Consider the following 16,741-nt stretch of genomic DNA (forward strand, 5'->3'; position numbering starts at 1 on the left):
GGATCAGTCTACTCTTTCTGGAAGGATGAGGAATTTGGCTCTCAAAAATCTCTTTAAAAAAGGACTAAAAGCAGAGAACCTTATTGAAGTACTTCCCTACTTGTTGCTTGTTGGAATCTTTGTGGTTTTCGCAATCTTATATCCGCCATTCTCAAGAATAAGGAATATCACAGGTATTCTGACAGTCTCGAGCGTCTTCCTTCTGGTTGCCGCCGGAGAGACTTTTCCCATACTCATGGGAAGCATAGATCTCTCTGTGGGCGCCATGCTTTCATCCTGTGCGATTGTTGCCGCTTACTTCTTTCCTCAGGGTGGATTAGGGATGATAGTTCTTGCGATAGTCGTAGGATTCCTTTCGGGACTGATTAACGGTCTACTGGTGGTACTTCTGAAACTTCCGTCTTTCATCGTTACACTGGCGATGATGTATGTCTATGTGGGAATAGCTACTGGTCTAACAAATGGTTATAACATATCCATTAGAAACAGGGACTTTGCCTGGATTTCGACGGGACAGATGATCGAAGGCATTCCAAATGTCATTATTTGGGCCTTCATTGTATTTGCAGTTTTCGTATTCATAAGCAGGAAGACAGTAGTGGGAAGATACATTTTGGCAATAGGAAGCAACGAAGAGTCCGTGAAGAAAATGGGAATCAATACAAATAAATATAGGATAATCGCGTTCACATTCTCCGGGTTATTGGTCGGTATTGCCTCTGTTTTACTTTCTTCTTATCTAGGAATGGCACCAGCAAGACTTGGAGACAAGTACCTCTTCAATACGCTAATAGCCGTGGTCGTTGGTGGGACTTCCATCATGGGAGGTTCTGGTGGTTTATTGAAGACACTCATAGGGGTTCTTCTCATCAGTATGTTCGATAATGGAATGAGTCTAATTGGAAGTACATCGAATGTCCAAAACATTGCAAAAGGCATACTGCTAATCGCAGCCATTTCACTCGTAATGCTTCCTCATCGACGCGGAAGATTACTTCTTACCAAGTAGGCAGGGAGGTGGATGATGATGGATAATCGAAACAGGAAGCGAAAGTTCCCACTTTCAAAGCTGTGGACTCCCTTACTACTTGTGGTTTTGTTCTTGATATTCGGTTTGCAGTATCCAACATTCTTGTCTGCAAAGAACTTCAACAACTTGCTCGTACAGATGGCCATTCTGCTGATTGCATCGATGGGTATGTCTATGGTCGTTCTGATGGGAAGTATTGACGTATCAGTCGGAGCGACGATAACGATTACTGCCGTGGCATCCGCAATGGCTAGCTCTGCGCTAGGTGGCGCATCGATTATTGTGGGGATGATAGTAGGGGCTCTGGTAGGTCTGATAAACGGTTTTCTGGCTACTTTCCTGAAAATCCCGACGTTTCTATCCACTATCGCCATGATGGGAATCTTAAATGGAACTGCAGTTTTGATGCTAAAAGGGTCTCCTTACAACGTCAGTTCTGAATCCTTTCTCGCAGTTGCAAGGGGAAGTTTTCTAGACGGCATATCAAACCTGATCACCATACCTATCATTGTGGTGCTTATAACACTTTTGATAACCAAGAAAACAGTGCTTGGCAGAATGATTTACGCCATCGGCAACAACGAGTACGTATGCCAGTATTCAGGGATCAGTGTTGTAAAGATTCAGACTTTTGTATTTATGATTCATGGTTCGCTCGTAGGACTAGCCGGGGCACTTAACGCATCTATGCTTGAAGCTGCATGCCCTTATACTGGTGATACTTATACCTTGCCCGTAATAGCAATCGTTGTCATGGGCGGCATTCCTCTTAGCGGAGGTCGAGGAGGACCAATCGGCACAGTTCTCGGAGCGATGCTGGTTACCGTTCTGATAAGCGGCCTGAATTTCATGGGTGTAACGCCTGAATTCAGGAACGTTGCAATGGGTGCTCTGATAATTGCCGGTGCGCTTATGTCCAATGTTGGAAGACCGAAGATGATCACCGTTAAGTGATCTTCGATTCAAAAAGGTGATACTGAGAATGCGAGGTTTATCTTTATGGATGAAAAAGTAAAAGAAAATAGCAAAATCCTCTTTGAGATCAAGGGAATCGATAGAAACTATCCTGGTGTGCAGGCACTGAAAGATGTTACCTTCAAGATCAATAAGAACGACGTTATTGGATTCGCCGGTGAAAATGGGGCGGGAAAGTCAACTCTGCTAAAGCTTATAGCGGGAGTTGAACCACCCGATAAAGGAGAGATGTTTCTGGAAGGAAAAAAGTATGCTCCTCAAAGCTTCAGAGAGGCTAACATACTTGGAGTTTCGATGGTCTTCCAGGAGCAGAACCTTGTCCAAAGCCTGACTGTTTACGAAAATCTCTTTCTTTCACACGAGAAGAGATTCCAGGTGGCCGGTACTTTGAAGAAGAGGCAGATGATCTCCGAAGCGAAACGTTATCTGGAGAGTTTTGGGCTCGATATCGACCCAAGAAAAGAAGTCTCCCAATACTCATTTCACGAGCGTCAGATGCTTGAGATCATCAGGGCATTTGTCATAGCAGACATGTACAAGATCGAGACCCCTCTAATACTTCTTGATGAACCAACTGCGTCGCTCCCAGAAAAGGAGAGAGAGATTCTTCTCGATAGAATTAAGAGTTTTTCAAATAAGGCAACATTCATATTTGTCTCACACCGTCTTTCAGAATTGATGAATGCCTGTAACAGGATTCTAATTCTCAAAGATGGGCAGCTGGTTGGAGAAGTTGATCCCGAGGTCTCGGAAGAGAGAGAGATCCACCCGCTTATGGTAGGAAGAGAGTTAAGTGCCGACACCTACAGAGTTGAAGATCAAAAGGAATTCAATGGGGATGAGGATCCCGTCTTGAGGGTGAGAAATCTTTCCAAGAAGGGCCTTTATGACTCTGTTTCTCTGGAAGTCCGTCGTGGGGAGATCCTTGGAATAGGTGGACTGATTGGCTCTGGAAAGAAGTTCCTGGGCGAGACCCTTTTTGGGGTGGGAGAGCCAACAGAAGGAGAAATCATTATAGATGGCCATTCCGTGTCTAAAGCCACGATAAGAAATATGACCAAGCTAAGAGTCGGGTATGTTCCTTCCGAAAGGAAGGAAAACGGAATAATCGGCTTGTCAACGGTTGCCAACAATCTTACGATTACAAGATTCAGTGAGTTCAGCAGTCGCCTGGGCTTTATAAACAACAGGCAAGAATCCAAATTGATCAAAGAGGGAATAGAGAAGTTCCGAATTAAGGCAACTAGCGAAGATCTGTGTTTTTCGTTGAGTGGAGGAAACCAACAAAAAATCGTACTGACCAAATGGATTATGAAGAATCTCGATATTTTGATTCTCGACAATCCCACCAGAGGCATAGACATCGGAGCAAAAGAGGAAATATACACCTTCATAAGAGAAGCGGCAAATAAGAACCTTGCCATCATCTTAATAACAGACGACTTGCTCGAACTCATAGGATTGAGCAACAGGATAGTAATTATGAAAGATGGAAACATTTCGCTTATCGTAGATGCCGATAAGAGGCGGAAACCAACCGAGCAAGAACTAGTAAGAGATATGGTATAAGAATAGCTGAGGTGGTGTAGAGAGATGAAGAAGCTGATCAATGATCCCAAAAGCGTGGTAATCGAAATGTGTCAGGGAATGGTGAAGGCTTTCCCGGAGAACCTTGCACTCGACGAGGAATTCATGGTGATTTCGAGAAAGAATCCCAACAAGAACAAGGTTAATCTGATCAGTGGCGGTGGAAGTGGTCATGAGCCGGCTCATGCAGGGTTTGTAGGCAAGGGAATGCTTGATGCGGCCGTATGTGGTGATGTCTTTGCTTCACCGTCCGTAATGCAGGTCTTCAACGCTATAAAACACAACCATTCAGAACAAGGGGTCTTGCTGGTTATAAAGAATTATTCTGGAGACGTGATGAATTTCGAAAGCGCTGCTGCAATGGCTGAAGACTACGATATTAGAGTTGATAGCGTTTGTGTGAATGATGATATATCAATCGAAAAGAAGGAAGACAGACGGGGCGTGGCTGGAACGATCTTCGTTCACAAAATTGCTGGAGCTCTGGCAGAAAGGGGAGCTTCTCTCAAGCAGGTAAAGGAGATCGCCCAAAGAGTTATCGACAATGTTAGAACTATGGGGATTGCACTGACTTCCTGTACCGTCCCAGCAAGAGGAAAACCGACTTTCGACCTTGAAGAGGACAAGATTGAGGTTGGTGTCGGAATTCACGGAGAAGCCGGAATATTTAGAGACAGATTACTCTCGGCGAAAGAAACCGCTGAATTGATTATCGAAAGAATACTTGGCGAATTATCCGTATCAAAGGATGAAGAGGTTGCCGTGTTGGTAAATGGATTTGGTGGAACTCCGCTGCAAGAGCTCTTTATTCTGAACAATGAGGTAGCCACGATTCTTAACAGTAAGGGAATAGCAGTGGCAAAGACTCTCGTTGGAAACTACATGACGTCTATAGATATGGAAGGTGCGTCGATTTCCGTTCTTATTCTCGACGAACAGATGAAGAGACTTCTCTCTGCACCCTGTGAAACCGCTGCCTGGAAGGAAACGGAGGCTTAGAAGATGACCGTAATCTCGAAGGATGAATTCATAGAAATAGTTGGAATCGCTGTCGATTCTATACTAGAAAACGAACAGTACTTCTGTGATCTCGATTCTGTTGCCGGAGACGGTGATTTCGGAGCTTCTTTGGCGAAAGGCTTCTCTGAAGTCAAGTCAAAATGGAAGGATCTCGAAAAGAGCAATGTTGGAACCTTTTTGAGAGACTGCAGCATGATAATAATGGAAAAATGTGGTGGAGCCTCTGGCCCAATTTGGGGCAATGCTTTTTTGAGCGCTTCTAGAGCTTCTAAAGGAAAGGAGACTCTCAAAATAGCCGACATTGCTGAACTCTTCCAGGCAATGGTAGATGGAGTACAGAAGGTCGGTAAAGCTCAATTGGGTGACAAAACTCTTCTAGATGCGCTTATCCCCTTCAAAGAATCTTTGAAGGAAAGTGCAAAGCTGAACGAACCAATAGAAGCGGCCTTTGACAAGGCCGCAACCAAAGCAGAAGAAGGAGCTGAATCTACAAAAACGATTGTTGCGACGAAAGGAAGGGCCAGATATCTGGGTGACAGGAGCATTGGCGCATATGACGCGGGGGCCAGAGCGGTTGCAGTCATTCTCTCAGATATTCAAAAGAACTTCTTCAATAAAACAAAGTGAAACTGCGCCGATGGAAGGTGATTAAATTGTTATCAAGTGCTTTCAGACTTAGTTGTTTCATACTTATCGTCTCCTTGTTTATAGGAAGCTTTTGTGGAGCCTTCTGGGTTGATTCTTACCTGGACAAGATCAATACATCTGGAGTGAAAAGGATTGAGATAAGAAACTATAATACTCAGGACGGGGAGTTATGGATAAAGTTTGCCACTCTGACCGCTGAGTACGATGAATCAGGAAACACCATCCGTGAGAGCAAACTCTCCGGCGATGGTGTTCTGGAGTTTGACTATTCCTATCAGTACGATAGTGAAGGTAATATGCTCACCATGCAAGGTAAGAGGATAGTAAACGACTCAGCATTAGAACATAGCTATGAATACAAGTACGACGAGAACGGGAGACAGATCGAAGGAATTCAGTACGCCTCAGATGGTTCGATAATCTCAAAATACTCTGCAAAGTACGACGAGAGTGGAAACTTCGTCGAAGGGAACGATGTTCAGTATGATTCATCAAACAGTACTAGATATTTAGCCGGCTATAACGAACTCGGTTACATGACTGAGGAAACCAAATATATTGTCTATGAGTACAAAGAAAAGGAAGGACTTCAAACTGAATTCAGAAACGAGTATCGATATGATGACCTCGGCAACTTGCTTCTGGAGATCGGCTATGGCAAGTACGGAGACTTCTCTTATAAGTACGGTTATGAATACGACGAAGAAGGTAATTTGATAAAGGCATACAGCTACAGTGCGAGCGATACGATCGTTTCTGTTTACGAAGCTTCTTACGATGATGAGGGGAATCTAGTAAGATTTATCCTATCCGATGCAAGTGGAAAGATCTTATCCGAGCATGAAGCTCAATACGATAATGGCAATATGGTTCTCGAGGTCGACTGCCTTTCTGAGTCGCGCAATCTTGTATACTCGGCCGAATACAATAGTGAAGGACTAAAGCTAAAAGAAACCACCTATAACAGAAATATCAGTGGAAGTCCGCTCACTTACAGTTATGAATACCTCTACGACGATAGAGGAAACTGTATTCAGGAAAAGTACTTCGTTTACCTTGAAGACGAGGACCTGTGGAAGCCGATAACAAAGACAGTTTACCTGATTACCTATTATGAGTAAGAAGAAACTTTAACAAGAAAACCATTACACTGTTTCCCGAAATCAAAACTGTTCTAATGGGTTGCGCTAGAACCACTGGGAATAAGACAACTAAAATTAAATAAAAAATCGTTCGCGCTCATGGTTGGTGCGACGGAAAAGCTTAAACTGGAGTTCCCCGACAGCAAATGAATGAAACTCTTTCCGAGAGAGGAAAAAGACACATAAATGAATTGAAAATGTAGACAGTGAATAGTCAATTTGTAATTGACTTTGCTCTTTCCTTTGTGCTATCATCATATTATGAAGAGCAAACCTAAAGGCCTTTATTTAGCTAGGATTGTGAGTAAGTACAAGGACAGAGAATACTTCACTTATCTTCTGAGAAGAAGTTATCGCGAAGATGGTAAGGTGAAACAGCAAACCATTGCCAACCTTACTGAATTGCCGGAAGTTACTAGAGAGTTAGTCAAAGAGAGTCTCCAGGGGAGAGTCTTTCTTCCTTCCGAAGAGGCTATAGAGATCACTCGTTCGAGGGCACATGGTAATGTTGCGGTGATAAGGAAGGTAATGGAGGATCTAGGTATTTCAGAATTGCTATCTTCTCGAAGGAGTAGAGAAAGCGATCTAATAGAGGCGATGATAGCTGCAAGGATAATAAACCCTCAGACGAAGCTTTCCACAATACGCTGGTGGGATAATACAACTATTCCCGAAGAGTTCTCCGTGGAAGACGCAGATGAAGATGAGTTATATGTTGCCCTTGACTGGTTACTCCAAAGGCAAGAGGCGATAGAAAGGAAACTTGCGCAGAGACATTTAAGCGAAGGTGGACTTGTTCTTTACGATGTCTCTTCGAGTTACTATGAAGGAAGTCATTGTGAGCTTGCGAGTTATGGTTATAACAGAGACAAGAAGAAGGGGAAGAAACAGATAGTCTATGGACTCATGACGGATTCAAAAGGTATACCAATATCCATACAGGTATATCCGGGATGTACGAATGACACTAAAACGATAGGGGAACAGGTAGATAAGGTAAAGGAAGAGTTCAAAGTAGAAAGGTTCGTAGTGGTTGGAGACAGAGGGATGTTAACGCAGGGACAGATAGACAGATTGAAGGTCCTCGGTGGAGTTGACTGGATTAGTGCCTTCAGAGGGGCTACGATTAAGAGTTTCTTCGATAATGGTTATTTACAGCTGAGCTTATTTGACGAGAGAGACCTTCTCGAGATAGACTCACCCGATTATCCTGGAGAGAGGTTAATAGTCTGCAGGAATCCCCTTCTTGCAGAAGAGAGAAGGAGAACGAGAGAAGACTTACTCGGGGCGACTGAAGAAAACCTGAACAAACTCATGAGGAGGGTCGCTTCAGGAAGGTTGAGAGAAGCTGGGAAGATAGGGCAGGCACTGGGAAGGATAGAAAACAGGTACAAGATGGCCAAGCATTTCATCTTCACGATAGAGGAAGGGAAGTTCGATTACAGGAGAAATGAAGAGAGTATAGCCAATGAAGCTTCCCTTGACGGATTCTATATAATCCGAACCAGTGTGGAGAAAGAGAAGTTGACTGCAGAAGAAGTGGTGTACAGTTACAAGAGTCTATCCAGAGTTGAGAGGGCATTCAGGACGCTAAAGGGAGTGGATCTGAAGATACGACCAATACACCACTGGCTTGAGAAGAGAGTAAGGGCCCACATATTTCTCTGCATGCTCGCGTATTATGTAGAATGGCATTTGAGAGAGTCATGGAAGAGCATGATCTTCACTGACGAATATACCGATAGAGAACATGTACTACAGGCTACAAGATCCGAAAGCGCTCTTGAGAAGACGAGGAAGAAGAAGCTGAGTGACGGAACACCGGTACACAGCTTTCAGACTCTTCTATCTGAAATGAGTACGATTGTCTGTAACGATGCCAGGGTACCTGCTGTACCGGAGATACCTTCATTCACGATAATAACAACTCCCAACGAGGTACAGAGAAAAGCTCTTGAACTTGTAGGACTGAAACAACTCAGCAAACGTAGACAGAAATAACCGCTTCATTTCTCTGAAATCCTTTCAGATAGTGCTTTCTCCTTTATCTAGTTCGGGAACTTCAGTATAATGCTTCAGCAGACAAACGGAACTTATGCCAATCAACACGTTTATGATCGGAAAACGGGTCGTCTCTTGTACACCATGCAGATGAGCCCAAACAGTCTTGATTATAATGTAACCGAGCTCTCAATTGTCAGCTACTGAAACCCCGCAAGTTTCAGCCTGAAATAACCGAAAATGAGGCTTAGGATAAGTGTTATCGCGCTGGATACCGTGAAGACTGCAATGTATCTGAGGTTTCGACCCCTCTCTTTCACGTAGATTCTATAAGCTATCAGATTAGCCAGAGAGGCTATAATCGTGCCACTGCCTCCAATATTTACGCCCAGAAGAAGGCCTTTGTAGCTCCCGGTAAATGATGAAAAGAGAATCGCTGCAGGCACGTTGCTGATAAACTGCGATAGAAGAGCGGACCTGGTCATTGTCCTAATCTCACCATTTGTTGCAGACTTCATCATATTAGCTATTATCTCCATTCTTGAGATGTTGTCAATAAAGACAAAGAACAGCAAGAAAGTACCCAGCAAGAAGTAGTCAATCTTTTGAAAGAACCTTCTTTCAAGAATTATTGTAACTACCACAGTGAGTACAAGTCCTACTCTGAAGTCGATGATTCTGAATACGGAAAGCATAACAACAAGAAAGCAACCAATGAAAATACCAAGCTTTTGAGGTTCACAGATCTCCAAAGATGGAGCATCGAAAACAATCTTCCTCTTGGTGTTCAGAAGATTCATCAAAAGAGTCCAGCAAACACCAAAGACAACAAATGGCAGCATGAGGCTGCTAAATTCCCAGATACCAATTTCGTACTTTTCGAAGAGAAAAAGATTCTGCGGATTTCCTATCGGCGTCAGTGCGCTGCCAATATTAGCGGCCTGACTCTGAATAATAACAATCCACATCGGCTCGAATTTTGCCTTTTCGGCTATTGTCATTGTGAGTGGAACAAGTGCGATAAGGGCAACATCATTTGTAATAAAAGCGCCCATGAAAGCTGTTAGAATTACAATTACGGATCCGATGCTTCTAGCGCTTCTTAGATTGGAGAGCGAGATAGTAGCTATCTTTTCTAGAACCTTGTATTCCTTAAGAGCCTGAACAACTATCATGAGGCTTAAGAGCTCGGCAATTACTCGCCAGTCAATGCTTTCAATACGAGGGGGAATAATTATCGATGTGATCAAAGCCAGCAGCAGAGATATCCAGAACATCATCTCCTTTACGAGATGTCTCTTAATAAATCCTTTGTTCAATATAGTCCTATAAATAGCTCCTGAAATATCAGGCACTGCAGAATGACCTCCGATCATGAACAAGGGAGATGATATCACCGAAAAAGAGATCAGATTAAGCATATTCTGCTAAATGGAGGTAACCGCAGTTATGCGAATCAAAATACAACAGGTTTCTTTCGGTTCGCTACTCACCATACGGTGTCTACAAATGTCGAAAATTTCCTAAGATAGAACTTTCAGTAATTGAGTATGATAGGGCTTCAATGTGTAATATACTCAAGAGGGTCGATCGCGCGCGTTTATTAAGATAAGAATGAGCTAGAGAGAATTTGTTTTTTTCGACGGAGGGTAAGACGTTTGGCACGAAGAATTCATTATGGACATTATGGTCATGAATGGAATGTGACGCGATTGTAGGGTTGATCGTTTCCATTCTGTTGTTCTGATTCTCAAAGGGGCGGCAGAGTTACTGATAGATCTTATTAGATCTGCCAGAGGGATCGACTTCGAAAGATATGGCTTTTCCCTCTTCAACAAGTTCAGAGTGAAGCAGCTAAAGCGCTGGTTTCTTTTCGTGATCGATCAAGAGAAGATACAGACTCGCGATCAGCTCGAGTGCGAAGCAAAGGCATCCATGGCTTATGAAGATATTGAACTACTCAGAGCCTTTGGAAGTTCCGATTCGCAGTCTGACGAATCGATAGTCAAGACCGCCCTCGAGGCGCTAGACAAGGAAATGTTGATAACCGAGTAGGACGGACACTTCAAGCTTAGCGAAAAGGGCTCGGCCGAGTTGAGATCTACACGTAAGTGATAGCCAATTTGAGGAACCAATCATTGTCTTCTCAAACCTCACTTCCAAAGTCGCTTATCTCTTGTCAACTACTAATCTTTCAAGATAACCATGATCATCGAAGTAAAGCGGAGATTAGGAAGTAGTTAAGCATTCGTATGATTATTTATGTGTAGCTTTTTCAAAGAGGCAAAGAGAAATCGCAATCTCCGATTTTCCATTGTGCACAGCCCTATTGACAACGGCAAGTTTGGCAGAATAAAATTAAATTGCAAACGATATAGTTTTGAAAAATGTAGTATAAAAAATTCTGATTAAGGTGATAATGATGAATAAGGTATTTCTCGTATTAGTTTTAATAGGATTAGTCTTCACTGGTTTCTCCAAGAACATAGTAGAAGTAGCGGTTTCAGCAGGCAATTTCAGTACACTCGTAGCGGCAGTTGAAAAGGCAGGTCTAGTGGAGACTCTAATAGGAGATGGACCTTTTACTGTGTTCGCTCCAACTGACGAAGCAATTGCAAAGCTTCCGGAAGGAACTGTTGAAAGTCTCCTAAACGATATACCGGCGCTTACGAGAATTCTTACATATCATGTGGTTCCTGGAAAGTATATGTCTTCAGACGTGGTATCTCTTGAATCGCTCAAGTCCGTAGAAAGCAGCTCTATACCAATAAAAGTAGAAGAAGGCAAGGTTTACGTCAGTAATGCAATGATAACGGCAGTTGATATTGAGGCAAGCAATGGAGTAATTCATGTTATTGACACGGTCATCCTTCCCCCGGAAAAAGAGACAAGGAGAATCCCTGAAATTGCTATCGATGCGGGCTCCTTTACGACACTAGTAATGTGATTCCTAAATAACATTGCAATTTAACGAATTAGAGCTTATAATTCTCTTATAAACTATGAAGGAGGATTATGAGCATGCCGTTTGAAAGCACGAGGGCAAAGATCAATCTCAGTCCAGGAGAATTGGCCAAATTGGAAACAATATCTAAATCCAGAACAGAAAGCATGAGCCGGATTGAAAGAGCAAAGATCCTTTTAGCCTATTATCGCGGAGAAACAGTGTCGTCCATTGCGCGTACTTTGAAAACCAATCGCCCCAAGGTAGAAAGGCACATTTCCAAAGCGTTGGATCTGGGCGTCGAAGCGGCTCTCGAAGATCTTCCCCGGAAGGGCAAGCCCCAGGTAATTACTCCCGAGGCGAGGGCTTGGGTTGTGTCTACGGCCTGTCAAAAACCCAAAGACCTTGGGTATAGTTACGAATTATGGACGACTAGGCTTTTAGCGGAACATATCCGCAAACACTGTTTGGAGTCAGGCTTCGATTGCCTGGCAAAGCTGTCGCGGGGAACGGTTTCCAAGATATTGTCCGAGAATAAGATCAAGCCGCACAAGATTCAATACTACCTGGAACGCCGCGATCCGGAGTTCGATCAGAAGATGATTCAGGTGCTGCATGTGTACAAAGAAGTCCAGATTATATCTGAAAAAGGGGAAGATAGTTTGTTTGCTTACATCTCTTATGATGAGAAACCTGGAATCCAGGCGATTGAAAATACCGCTCCTGATTTGCCCCCTTTGCCCGGCAAGCACGCTACCGTTTATCGTGACCATGAATACGTAAGACATGGGACACTAAGCCTTCTTGCCGGCATAGACCTTGTAACCGGCGAGGTTATCGCTACAGTGGAGGATAAGCACAGAAGCCAAGAGGTGATAAACTTTTTGAAAAAACTTGATTCCCATTATCCAGATAAGAAACGTATCATCATCGTACTGGATAACCATAGCGCACACACTTCCAAGGAGACGAGGGCCTATCTGGCTACGGTTCCCAATCGCTTCGAATTTGTCTTTACCCCCAAGCATGGCTCCTGGTTGAACATCGTCGAATCCTTCTTTGGCAAACTTGCCCAGACAGTCCTCCGTGGGATCAGGGTCAAATCGAAGAATGAGCTTGCCGAGCGCATCCTTTCATGCATCGATGAGATCAACGAGTTTCCCGTTGTTTATCGATGGAAGTATAAATTGGATTCAATTTCGGTCATCTAGTATTGTAATGTTATTATGGAAACATACTACTAGTTACGGCACTTCAGGAAGCCGGTCTAGTCGAAGCGCTTATGGGTGATGGTCCCTTTACAGTCTTTGCCCCTAATGATGAAGCCTTTGCAAAATTACCCGAAGGAACTATCGAATTATTGCTCAAGGACATACCAACTCTAAAGAACATCCTCCTATACCATGTCGTATCGGGAGAATACATGGCTGAAGATTTACTGGGAATGAGATCTTTGACTGCTCTTAATGGCGGTTAGCTGATGATAAACCCAACCGAAGTCAAGATTCAAGGATCTGGAATAATCGTAACGGATATAATTGCGGCAAATGGCGTAATCCACGTAATAGATACGGTGATGATTCCTTAAAGGTAACCTCGTACCACTATCAAGCGATAAGCAGATCTTTCAGGCGGAGCATTTTGCTCCGCCTTTACTATTGCTTATCCTCTGCCAATCTACTTTTCCGAAGCTGCATAAAACTCTAGGAGAAGGGCATTCCAATAATTTAGAATTCTAATAGACAAGATGTATTTATTGATCGGGGGGTGTATATGAACGGTAAGTTCTTTCCCGAAAGCAAATACGACGTTGCGGTAATTGGATCTGGACTCGGAAGTTTATCGGCTGCCTCTATGCTAGCTAATAAGGGACTAAAAGTGCTCGTTGCAGAGCAGCATTATCTTCCCGGAGGATGTTGCTCGATCTTCAGAAGAAGTGACTTCACGTTTGATTCTGCAGTTGGCATGGTATTCGGATTCGGAAACCGCGGCTTCAATTCTCACAGGTTTGTTTTCAACGAGATCGGTGAAGACATTGAAATGGTAAGACACGAGGCTTTATACTCCGTGACCTTCGGAGAGAAGAAAATTGTCTTTTGGCCAGATCTCGACCGATTTATAGAAAAGCTTGGAAATAACTTTCCTGGATATGAAGAACAGCTAAGGAAGTTCTACAACTATTCTGCCGACTTATATCACGAAGTGATAGTTGCTGATCCTGTAATCGTCCCTCCCACTGAAATGAAGAGAAGCGATAGTCTCAGATCTCTGCTGAAGCATCCTGTACGACAGGCCAAAATGATCAGGCTTTTATTCAAAAGCACTGAAGAACTTATGAAAAAGTTTATCGACCCCGAGGCAACGGAGCTTTATCAGTTTTTCGATGTTCTTACTTCCACGTACTACTATACGACTGTAAAGGAAACCCCCGGCGTACTGGCCGTAACTATGTTCATAGACAATCATGAAGGAGGCGGCTTTTACCCCGTAGGTTCTTCTCAGATGATACCGAGCAAACTCGAAAAGGCGATCGAGAAAAACGGCGGCTACATGCTATACGAAAATCACGTTAATGAAATACTCTTTGATGATGGGAAGGCATCGGGGATAAAGCTGGAAGATGGGAGCAAAATTAGATCTGACTTCGTGATTTACGGCGGAACGGTCTGGAATCTCTATGGAGGAATCATTCCCGAGGAACATGTTAGTCAGGAAAGAGTTGAATGGGTGGAGTCCCTTGAGCCGACTTTTCCCGCCATGGTCGTGTACGCCGCCGTAGATTCTTCTGCTATCCCGGCCGGAACTAATCCGGTGGAGATGCTTATCGAGGAATTTGACGAAATAGCCAAAAGCGATGTCACAGTATACATACCTTCGATTGACGAACCTTCGATATGTCCAGAAGGAACTCACGTAATGTCCATGATAGCTCCCTCAAAGAAAAAGTGGCCGCCTCGCGCCCTTATTAATCCCCAAGAACTATGAACCTTATGAGTTTTGGGTCATGCAGCCAGATGGGTTAATATTCAGTGATCAAGATAAAATGGAGATAGGCAGAAATCTCTTTACTGACCAACTTTACGAGCCCTTTGAGGAGCTAAGAGTATTGGGTAGCGAGATATCTCAGAAGGAATCCGGGTTGGGAGAATACAGTTTCTTTTCACGCGGAATGAACACTGTTGTAATGAAGGAATTCAAGTGGAGTTGGGTTGGGCTTCATGGAACACAATGGCGTCTGATACTTACGAAGAGCAATTGATTTACAATAGACCCGTTATATGCTAACGGGTGAAGGTGGTGGATAGTATGGCAGAAGCAAAGAAGTTCGACTGGATCTCTCTTCTCGTGGGTTTCGTGCTCATAATTGGAGGTATTTTTTCTCTGAGCAATCCTCTTGCAACGTTCCTTACCCTTGCAATAATGTTAGGTATCGTTGTTCTTGTTCGTGGAATCATGTTGATAGTTGCCTACTTCAAACTTGAAAACCGAACCGGAGCTAAGGTTTTCTTCGCGCTAATTCTAGGAATATTGCTGGCTATTACGGGGGTAATATTTCTCTTCAGACCGCTTTTTGCCACAAACGTATTTGCTTTCATAATAGCGATATGGTTTATTGTGGATGCCATTAACAACCTGATAAACGCCGATCGGCTGAAACCTGCGGGAAAGGGAATCTACTTTCTGAGCATTGTCTTCAATGTTCTTGTTCTTTTTGGAGGAATAATACTCGTTCTACACCCGCTCATTGCCGGTCTGTCGGTTGCCGTAATTATTGGGATAACTCTCCTTGTTTTTGGTGTAAACCACATTGTTCTAGCGTTTATGGGCAAGAAGTCTGCATAGAAGAAGTGATTTCTTCGTAATTAAGACTGGATGAGTTCTTTGAATTTGAGATGGGGTAAGGATGCATCAATCTATATCCCATCTTTTCTTTTTGTTCTTTTACTGCTGAGAAAGTCAAGTTCTCGAGTTCAGTTCGGGTATAATGGTTATGTATGGCTCCTGATATTGTTTATACTTCATAATCACACTCTTGTTTTCTGCATTTGATTTCTGGAAACCTCTCATGGAATTCATGGTCATATAGTTACTGCAGTTGTCAGATTTGCCGCAAAAAGGAGGTATTTAGGTGAGAAAAATCGCATTGGTCTTTCTTCTTTTGTTAGCTTTCATTTCCGCTTCGCTTGGATGTACTGAGTTTCTTCTTTCGCCTGAAAAAAACAATGGTTTAGTTATCTCAGGTAGAAGTATGGAGTTCTCATATCCTCTGAACTCGAAAGTTGTATTCTTCAACAGGGGTGCAAGTTTTAGCAGTCATATGCCTGATGGGTCTGAAGCGGCCTCATGGGAAAATAAATATGGATTTGTGGGATTTAATGCTTTTGATATTCCCATAGCAATTTCAGATGGATTGAATGAAAAGGGATTGTCTTTAAGCGCCCTTTGGTTAACGGGAATAGAGTATGAAGAAGTCTCTCCCGATTCAGATTCTACAAAGGTTATAGAGCTGTTCGATCTTCGTTCCTGGATTCTTGGAAACTTTGACACACTCGATCAGTAAGAGAAGCTCTTGAAAGTATGACAATTTGGGGCAAAGAAAACGAACTGCTTGGGGAAGTTCCCCTTCTTCACCTCTCTTTGCATGACAAGTCTAGTGTAAGCATGTTGTCGAGTTCATTGATGGTGATATGAAGATTTACGATAATCCAAATACAGTGGACATTCCTGCAGGAGTTTCAAAGAGAGAAAGAGATGGACCTGCATCTTTCGAGAACACTCAGTGGGTTACCATAAAGGACAATAAGAACCTCAAGTTGTATTTCAGGTCTTATGATTGCTCCAGTCTGTTTCTTGTAGATCTAAATAAGGTTGATTTTTCTAATGGAAGTGAGCATGAGTCGATAATTGTGGATAAAGAATTTTCAGTCATAGATGCTTTTTGATTTATGTCAATGTTTGCAATAGTTTCGAGGTTGTTGTGTAATCAATTATGCTTGGTGATTTTCAATATAGTTGGTTTCGATGGAGTGTATTATAGGTCTTTTTCTTATTCTATATATCTTTATAGATAATAATAATTAGGTATGTTCAAAACTCGTTGAAAACTCACAGACTTCTTTTCTGCAAAGTATTTGAGGTCATGTTCAAAACTTTTTGGCTTTGAACATCGTATGTAGACAACTTTGAAATGGCTGTTTAGGAGAGAGTTCTCAGGTTGTTCAAAATCTTAAGAGCTGTAATTAGCCATTATGGCTGGATATACAACTTGTATTCATGAATCGTTGAGAATTAGTAGGGCAGTAATGTTCAAAAAGAGTTTATCCGAAGGGAGAAATGCAGCAAAATGATTCTGTAATTGAGCCAGAGAACGAGACTTTTGAACATGCTCAGGGA

Annotated in this window: 16 protein-coding genes and 1 pseudogene; 16 read left to right on the top strand and 1 reads right to left on the bottom strand. The window is 42.9% G+C overall.

Annotation, left to right across the window (positions count from 1 at the left end):
* The first annotated feature begins 25 nt into the window (after positions 1-25).
* The 7 genes from V513_RS08200 to V513_RS08230 all read left to right on the top strand — a co-directional run bounded on the left by V513_RS08200 (position 26) and on the right by V513_RS08230 (position 8,403).
* On the top strand, positions 26-1,009 hold the full coding sequence (locus V513_RS08200; RefSeq protein ID WP_041928310.1) for an ABC transporter permease: 984 nt from the start codon (positions 26-28) through the stop codon (positions 1,007-1,009).
* Positions 1,010-1,024: 15 nt separating this feature from the next.
* The gene (locus V513_RS08205; RefSeq protein WP_257212020.1) at positions 1,025-1,984 is read left to right on the top strand and encodes an ABC transporter permease; all 960 of its coding nucleotides are present in this window, start codon (positions 1,025-1,027) and stop codon (positions 1,982-1,984) included.
* Between the two features lie 45 nt (positions 1,985-2,029).
* Positions 2,030-3,574, top strand: coding sequence for a sugar ABC transporter ATP-binding protein (locus tag V513_RS08210; protein ID WP_099772351.1), 1,545 nt, complete (start codon positions 2,030-2,032; stop codon positions 3,572-3,574).
* Positions 3,575-3,598: 24 nt separating this feature from the next.
* A complete protein-coding gene (gene dhaK, locus V513_RS08215) occupies positions 3,599-4,591 on the top strand; it encodes a dihydroxyacetone kinase subunit DhaK (RefSeq protein WP_099772352.1) in 993 nt (330 codons plus the stop codon).
* A 3-nt stretch (positions 4,592-4,594) separates the two neighbouring features.
* On the top strand, positions 4,595-5,239 hold the full coding sequence (dhaL, locus tag V513_RS08220) for a dihydroxyacetone kinase subunit DhaL (protein ID WP_099772353.1): 645 nt from the start codon (positions 4,595-4,597) through the stop codon (positions 5,237-5,239).
* Positions 5,240-5,256: 17 nt separating this feature from the next.
* Positions 5,257-6,381, top strand: coding sequence for an RHS repeat domain-containing protein (locus tag V513_RS08225; RefSeq protein ID WP_257212021.1), 1,125 nt, complete (start codon positions 5,257-5,259; stop codon positions 6,379-6,381).
* 282 nt (positions 6,382-6,663) lie between these two features.
* The gene (locus tag V513_RS08230; RefSeq protein ID WP_099772355.1) at positions 6,664-8,403 is read left to right on the top strand and encodes an IS1634 family transposase; all 1,740 of its coding nucleotides are present in this window, start codon (positions 6,664-6,666) and stop codon (positions 8,401-8,403) included.
* 200 nt (positions 8,404-8,603) lie between these two features.
* Here the strand turns inward: V513_RS08230 and V513_RS08235 are convergent, their stop codons facing one another.
* Positions 8,604-9,758: an SLC13 family permease gene (locus V513_RS08235; protein WP_180274857.1), complete on the bottom strand. Its 1,155-nt coding sequence runs from the start codon at positions 9,756-9,758 to the stop codon at positions 8,604-8,606.
* Positions 9,759-10,248: 490 nt separating this feature from the next.
* Here V513_RS08235 and V513_RS08240 point away from each other — a divergent pair, with 490 nt between their 5' ends.
* The 9 genes and pseudogenes from V513_RS08240 to V513_RS08280 all read left to right on the top strand — a co-directional run bounded on the left by V513_RS08240 (position 10,249) and on the right by V513_RS08280 (position 16,290).
* Positions 10,249-10,458: a hypothetical protein gene (locus V513_RS08240; protein WP_121526349.1), complete on the top strand. Its 210-nt coding sequence runs from the start codon at positions 10,249-10,251 to the stop codon at positions 10,456-10,458.
* 367 nt (positions 10,459-10,825) lie between these two features.
* The gene (locus V513_RS08245; RefSeq protein WP_373561614.1) at positions 10,826-11,350 is read left to right on the top strand and encodes a fasciclin domain-containing protein; all 525 of its coding nucleotides are present in this window, start codon (positions 10,826-10,828) and stop codon (positions 11,348-11,350) included.
* 74 nt (positions 11,351-11,424) lie between these two features.
* Positions 11,425-12,558 (top strand): IS630 family transposase, encoded by a 1,134-nt coding sequence (locus V513_RS08250; RefSeq protein WP_099772358.1) that lies wholly within the window; start codon positions 11,425-11,427, stop codon positions 12,556-12,558.
* A 23-nt stretch (positions 12,559-12,581) separates the two neighbouring features.
* A pseudogene (locus V513_RS14200) lies at positions 12,582-12,935 on the top strand (fasciclin domain-containing protein).
* A gap of 185 nt (positions 12,936-13,120) precedes the next feature.
* Positions 13,121-14,332 (top strand): phytoene desaturase family protein, encoded by a 1,212-nt coding sequence (locus tag V513_RS08260; RefSeq protein ID WP_099772359.1) that lies wholly within the window; start codon positions 13,121-13,123, stop codon positions 14,330-14,332.
* A 19-nt stretch (positions 14,333-14,351) separates the two neighbouring features.
* Complete coding sequence (locus V513_RS08265; RefSeq protein ID WP_099772360.1) at positions 14,352-14,606, top strand: hypothetical protein; 255 nt, start codon at positions 14,352-14,354, stop codon at positions 14,604-14,606.
* A 47-nt stretch (positions 14,607-14,653) separates the two neighbouring features.
* Positions 14,654-15,190 (top strand): HdeD family acid-resistance protein, encoded by a 537-nt coding sequence (locus tag V513_RS08270; RefSeq protein WP_099772361.1) that lies wholly within the window; start codon positions 14,654-14,656, stop codon positions 15,188-15,190.
* 286 nt (positions 15,191-15,476) lie between these two features.
* Positions 15,477-15,908, top strand: coding sequence for a linear amide C-N hydrolase (locus tag V513_RS08275; RefSeq protein ID WP_099772362.1), 432 nt, complete (start codon positions 15,477-15,479; stop codon positions 15,906-15,908).
* Positions 15,909-16,035: 127 nt separating this feature from the next.
* Positions 16,036-16,290, top strand: coding sequence for a hypothetical protein (locus tag V513_RS08280; RefSeq protein WP_099772363.1), 255 nt, complete (start codon positions 16,036-16,038; stop codon positions 16,288-16,290).
* Positions 16,291-16,741: the final 451 nt, after the last annotated feature.

The sequence above is a fragment of the Mesotoga sp. H07.pep.5.3 genome, assembly GCF_002752615.1.
In the GTDB taxonomy this organism is placed as follows: domain Bacteria; phylum Thermotogota; class Thermotogae; order Petrotogales; family Kosmotogaceae; genus Mesotoga; species Mesotoga prima.

Bases quoted from the DNA above. Each gene is read 5' to 3' on its own strand.
- V513_RS08200 (WP_041928310.1), top strand. From the start codon at position 26: ATGAGGAATTTGGCTCTCAAAAATCTCTTTAAAAAAGGACTAAAAGCA.
- V513_RS08205 (WP_257212020.1), top strand. From the start codon at position 1,025: ATGATGGATAATCGAAACAGGAAGCGAAAGTTCCCACTTTCAAAGCTG.
- V513_RS08210 (WP_099772351.1), top strand. From the start codon at position 2,030: ATGGATGAAAAAGTAAAAGAAAATAGCAAAATCCTCTTTGAGATCAAG.
- dhaK (WP_099772352.1), top strand. From the start codon at position 3,599: ATGAAGAAGCTGATCAATGATCCCAAAAGCGTGGTAATCGAAATGTGT.
- dhaL (WP_099772353.1), top strand. From the start codon at position 4,595: ATGACCGTAATCTCGAAGGATGAATTCATAGAAATAGTTGGAATCGCT.
- V513_RS08230 (WP_099772355.1), top strand. From the start codon at position 6,664: ATGAAGAGCAAACCTAAAGGCCTTTATTTAGCTAGGATTGTGAGTAAG.
- V513_RS08245 (WP_373561614.1), top strand. From the start codon at position 10,826: ATGAATAAGGTATTTCTCGTATTAGTTTTAATAGGATTAGTCTTCACT.
- V513_RS08250 (WP_099772358.1), top strand. From the start codon at position 11,425: ATGCCGTTTGAAAGCACGAGGGCAAAGATCAATCTCAGTCCAGGAGAA.
- V513_RS08260 (WP_099772359.1), top strand. From the start codon at position 13,121: ATGAACGGTAAGTTCTTTCCCGAAAGCAAATACGACGTTGCGGTAATT.
- V513_RS08265 (WP_099772360.1), top strand. From the start codon at position 14,352: ATGCAGCCAGATGGGTTAATATTCAGTGATCAAGATAAAATGGAGATA.
- V513_RS08270 (WP_099772361.1), top strand. From the start codon at position 14,654: ATGGCAGAAGCAAAGAAGTTCGACTGGATCTCTCTTCTCGTGGGTTTC.
- V513_RS08280 (WP_099772363.1), top strand. From the start codon at position 16,036: ATGAAGATTTACGATAATCCAAATACAGTGGACATTCCTGCAGGAGTT.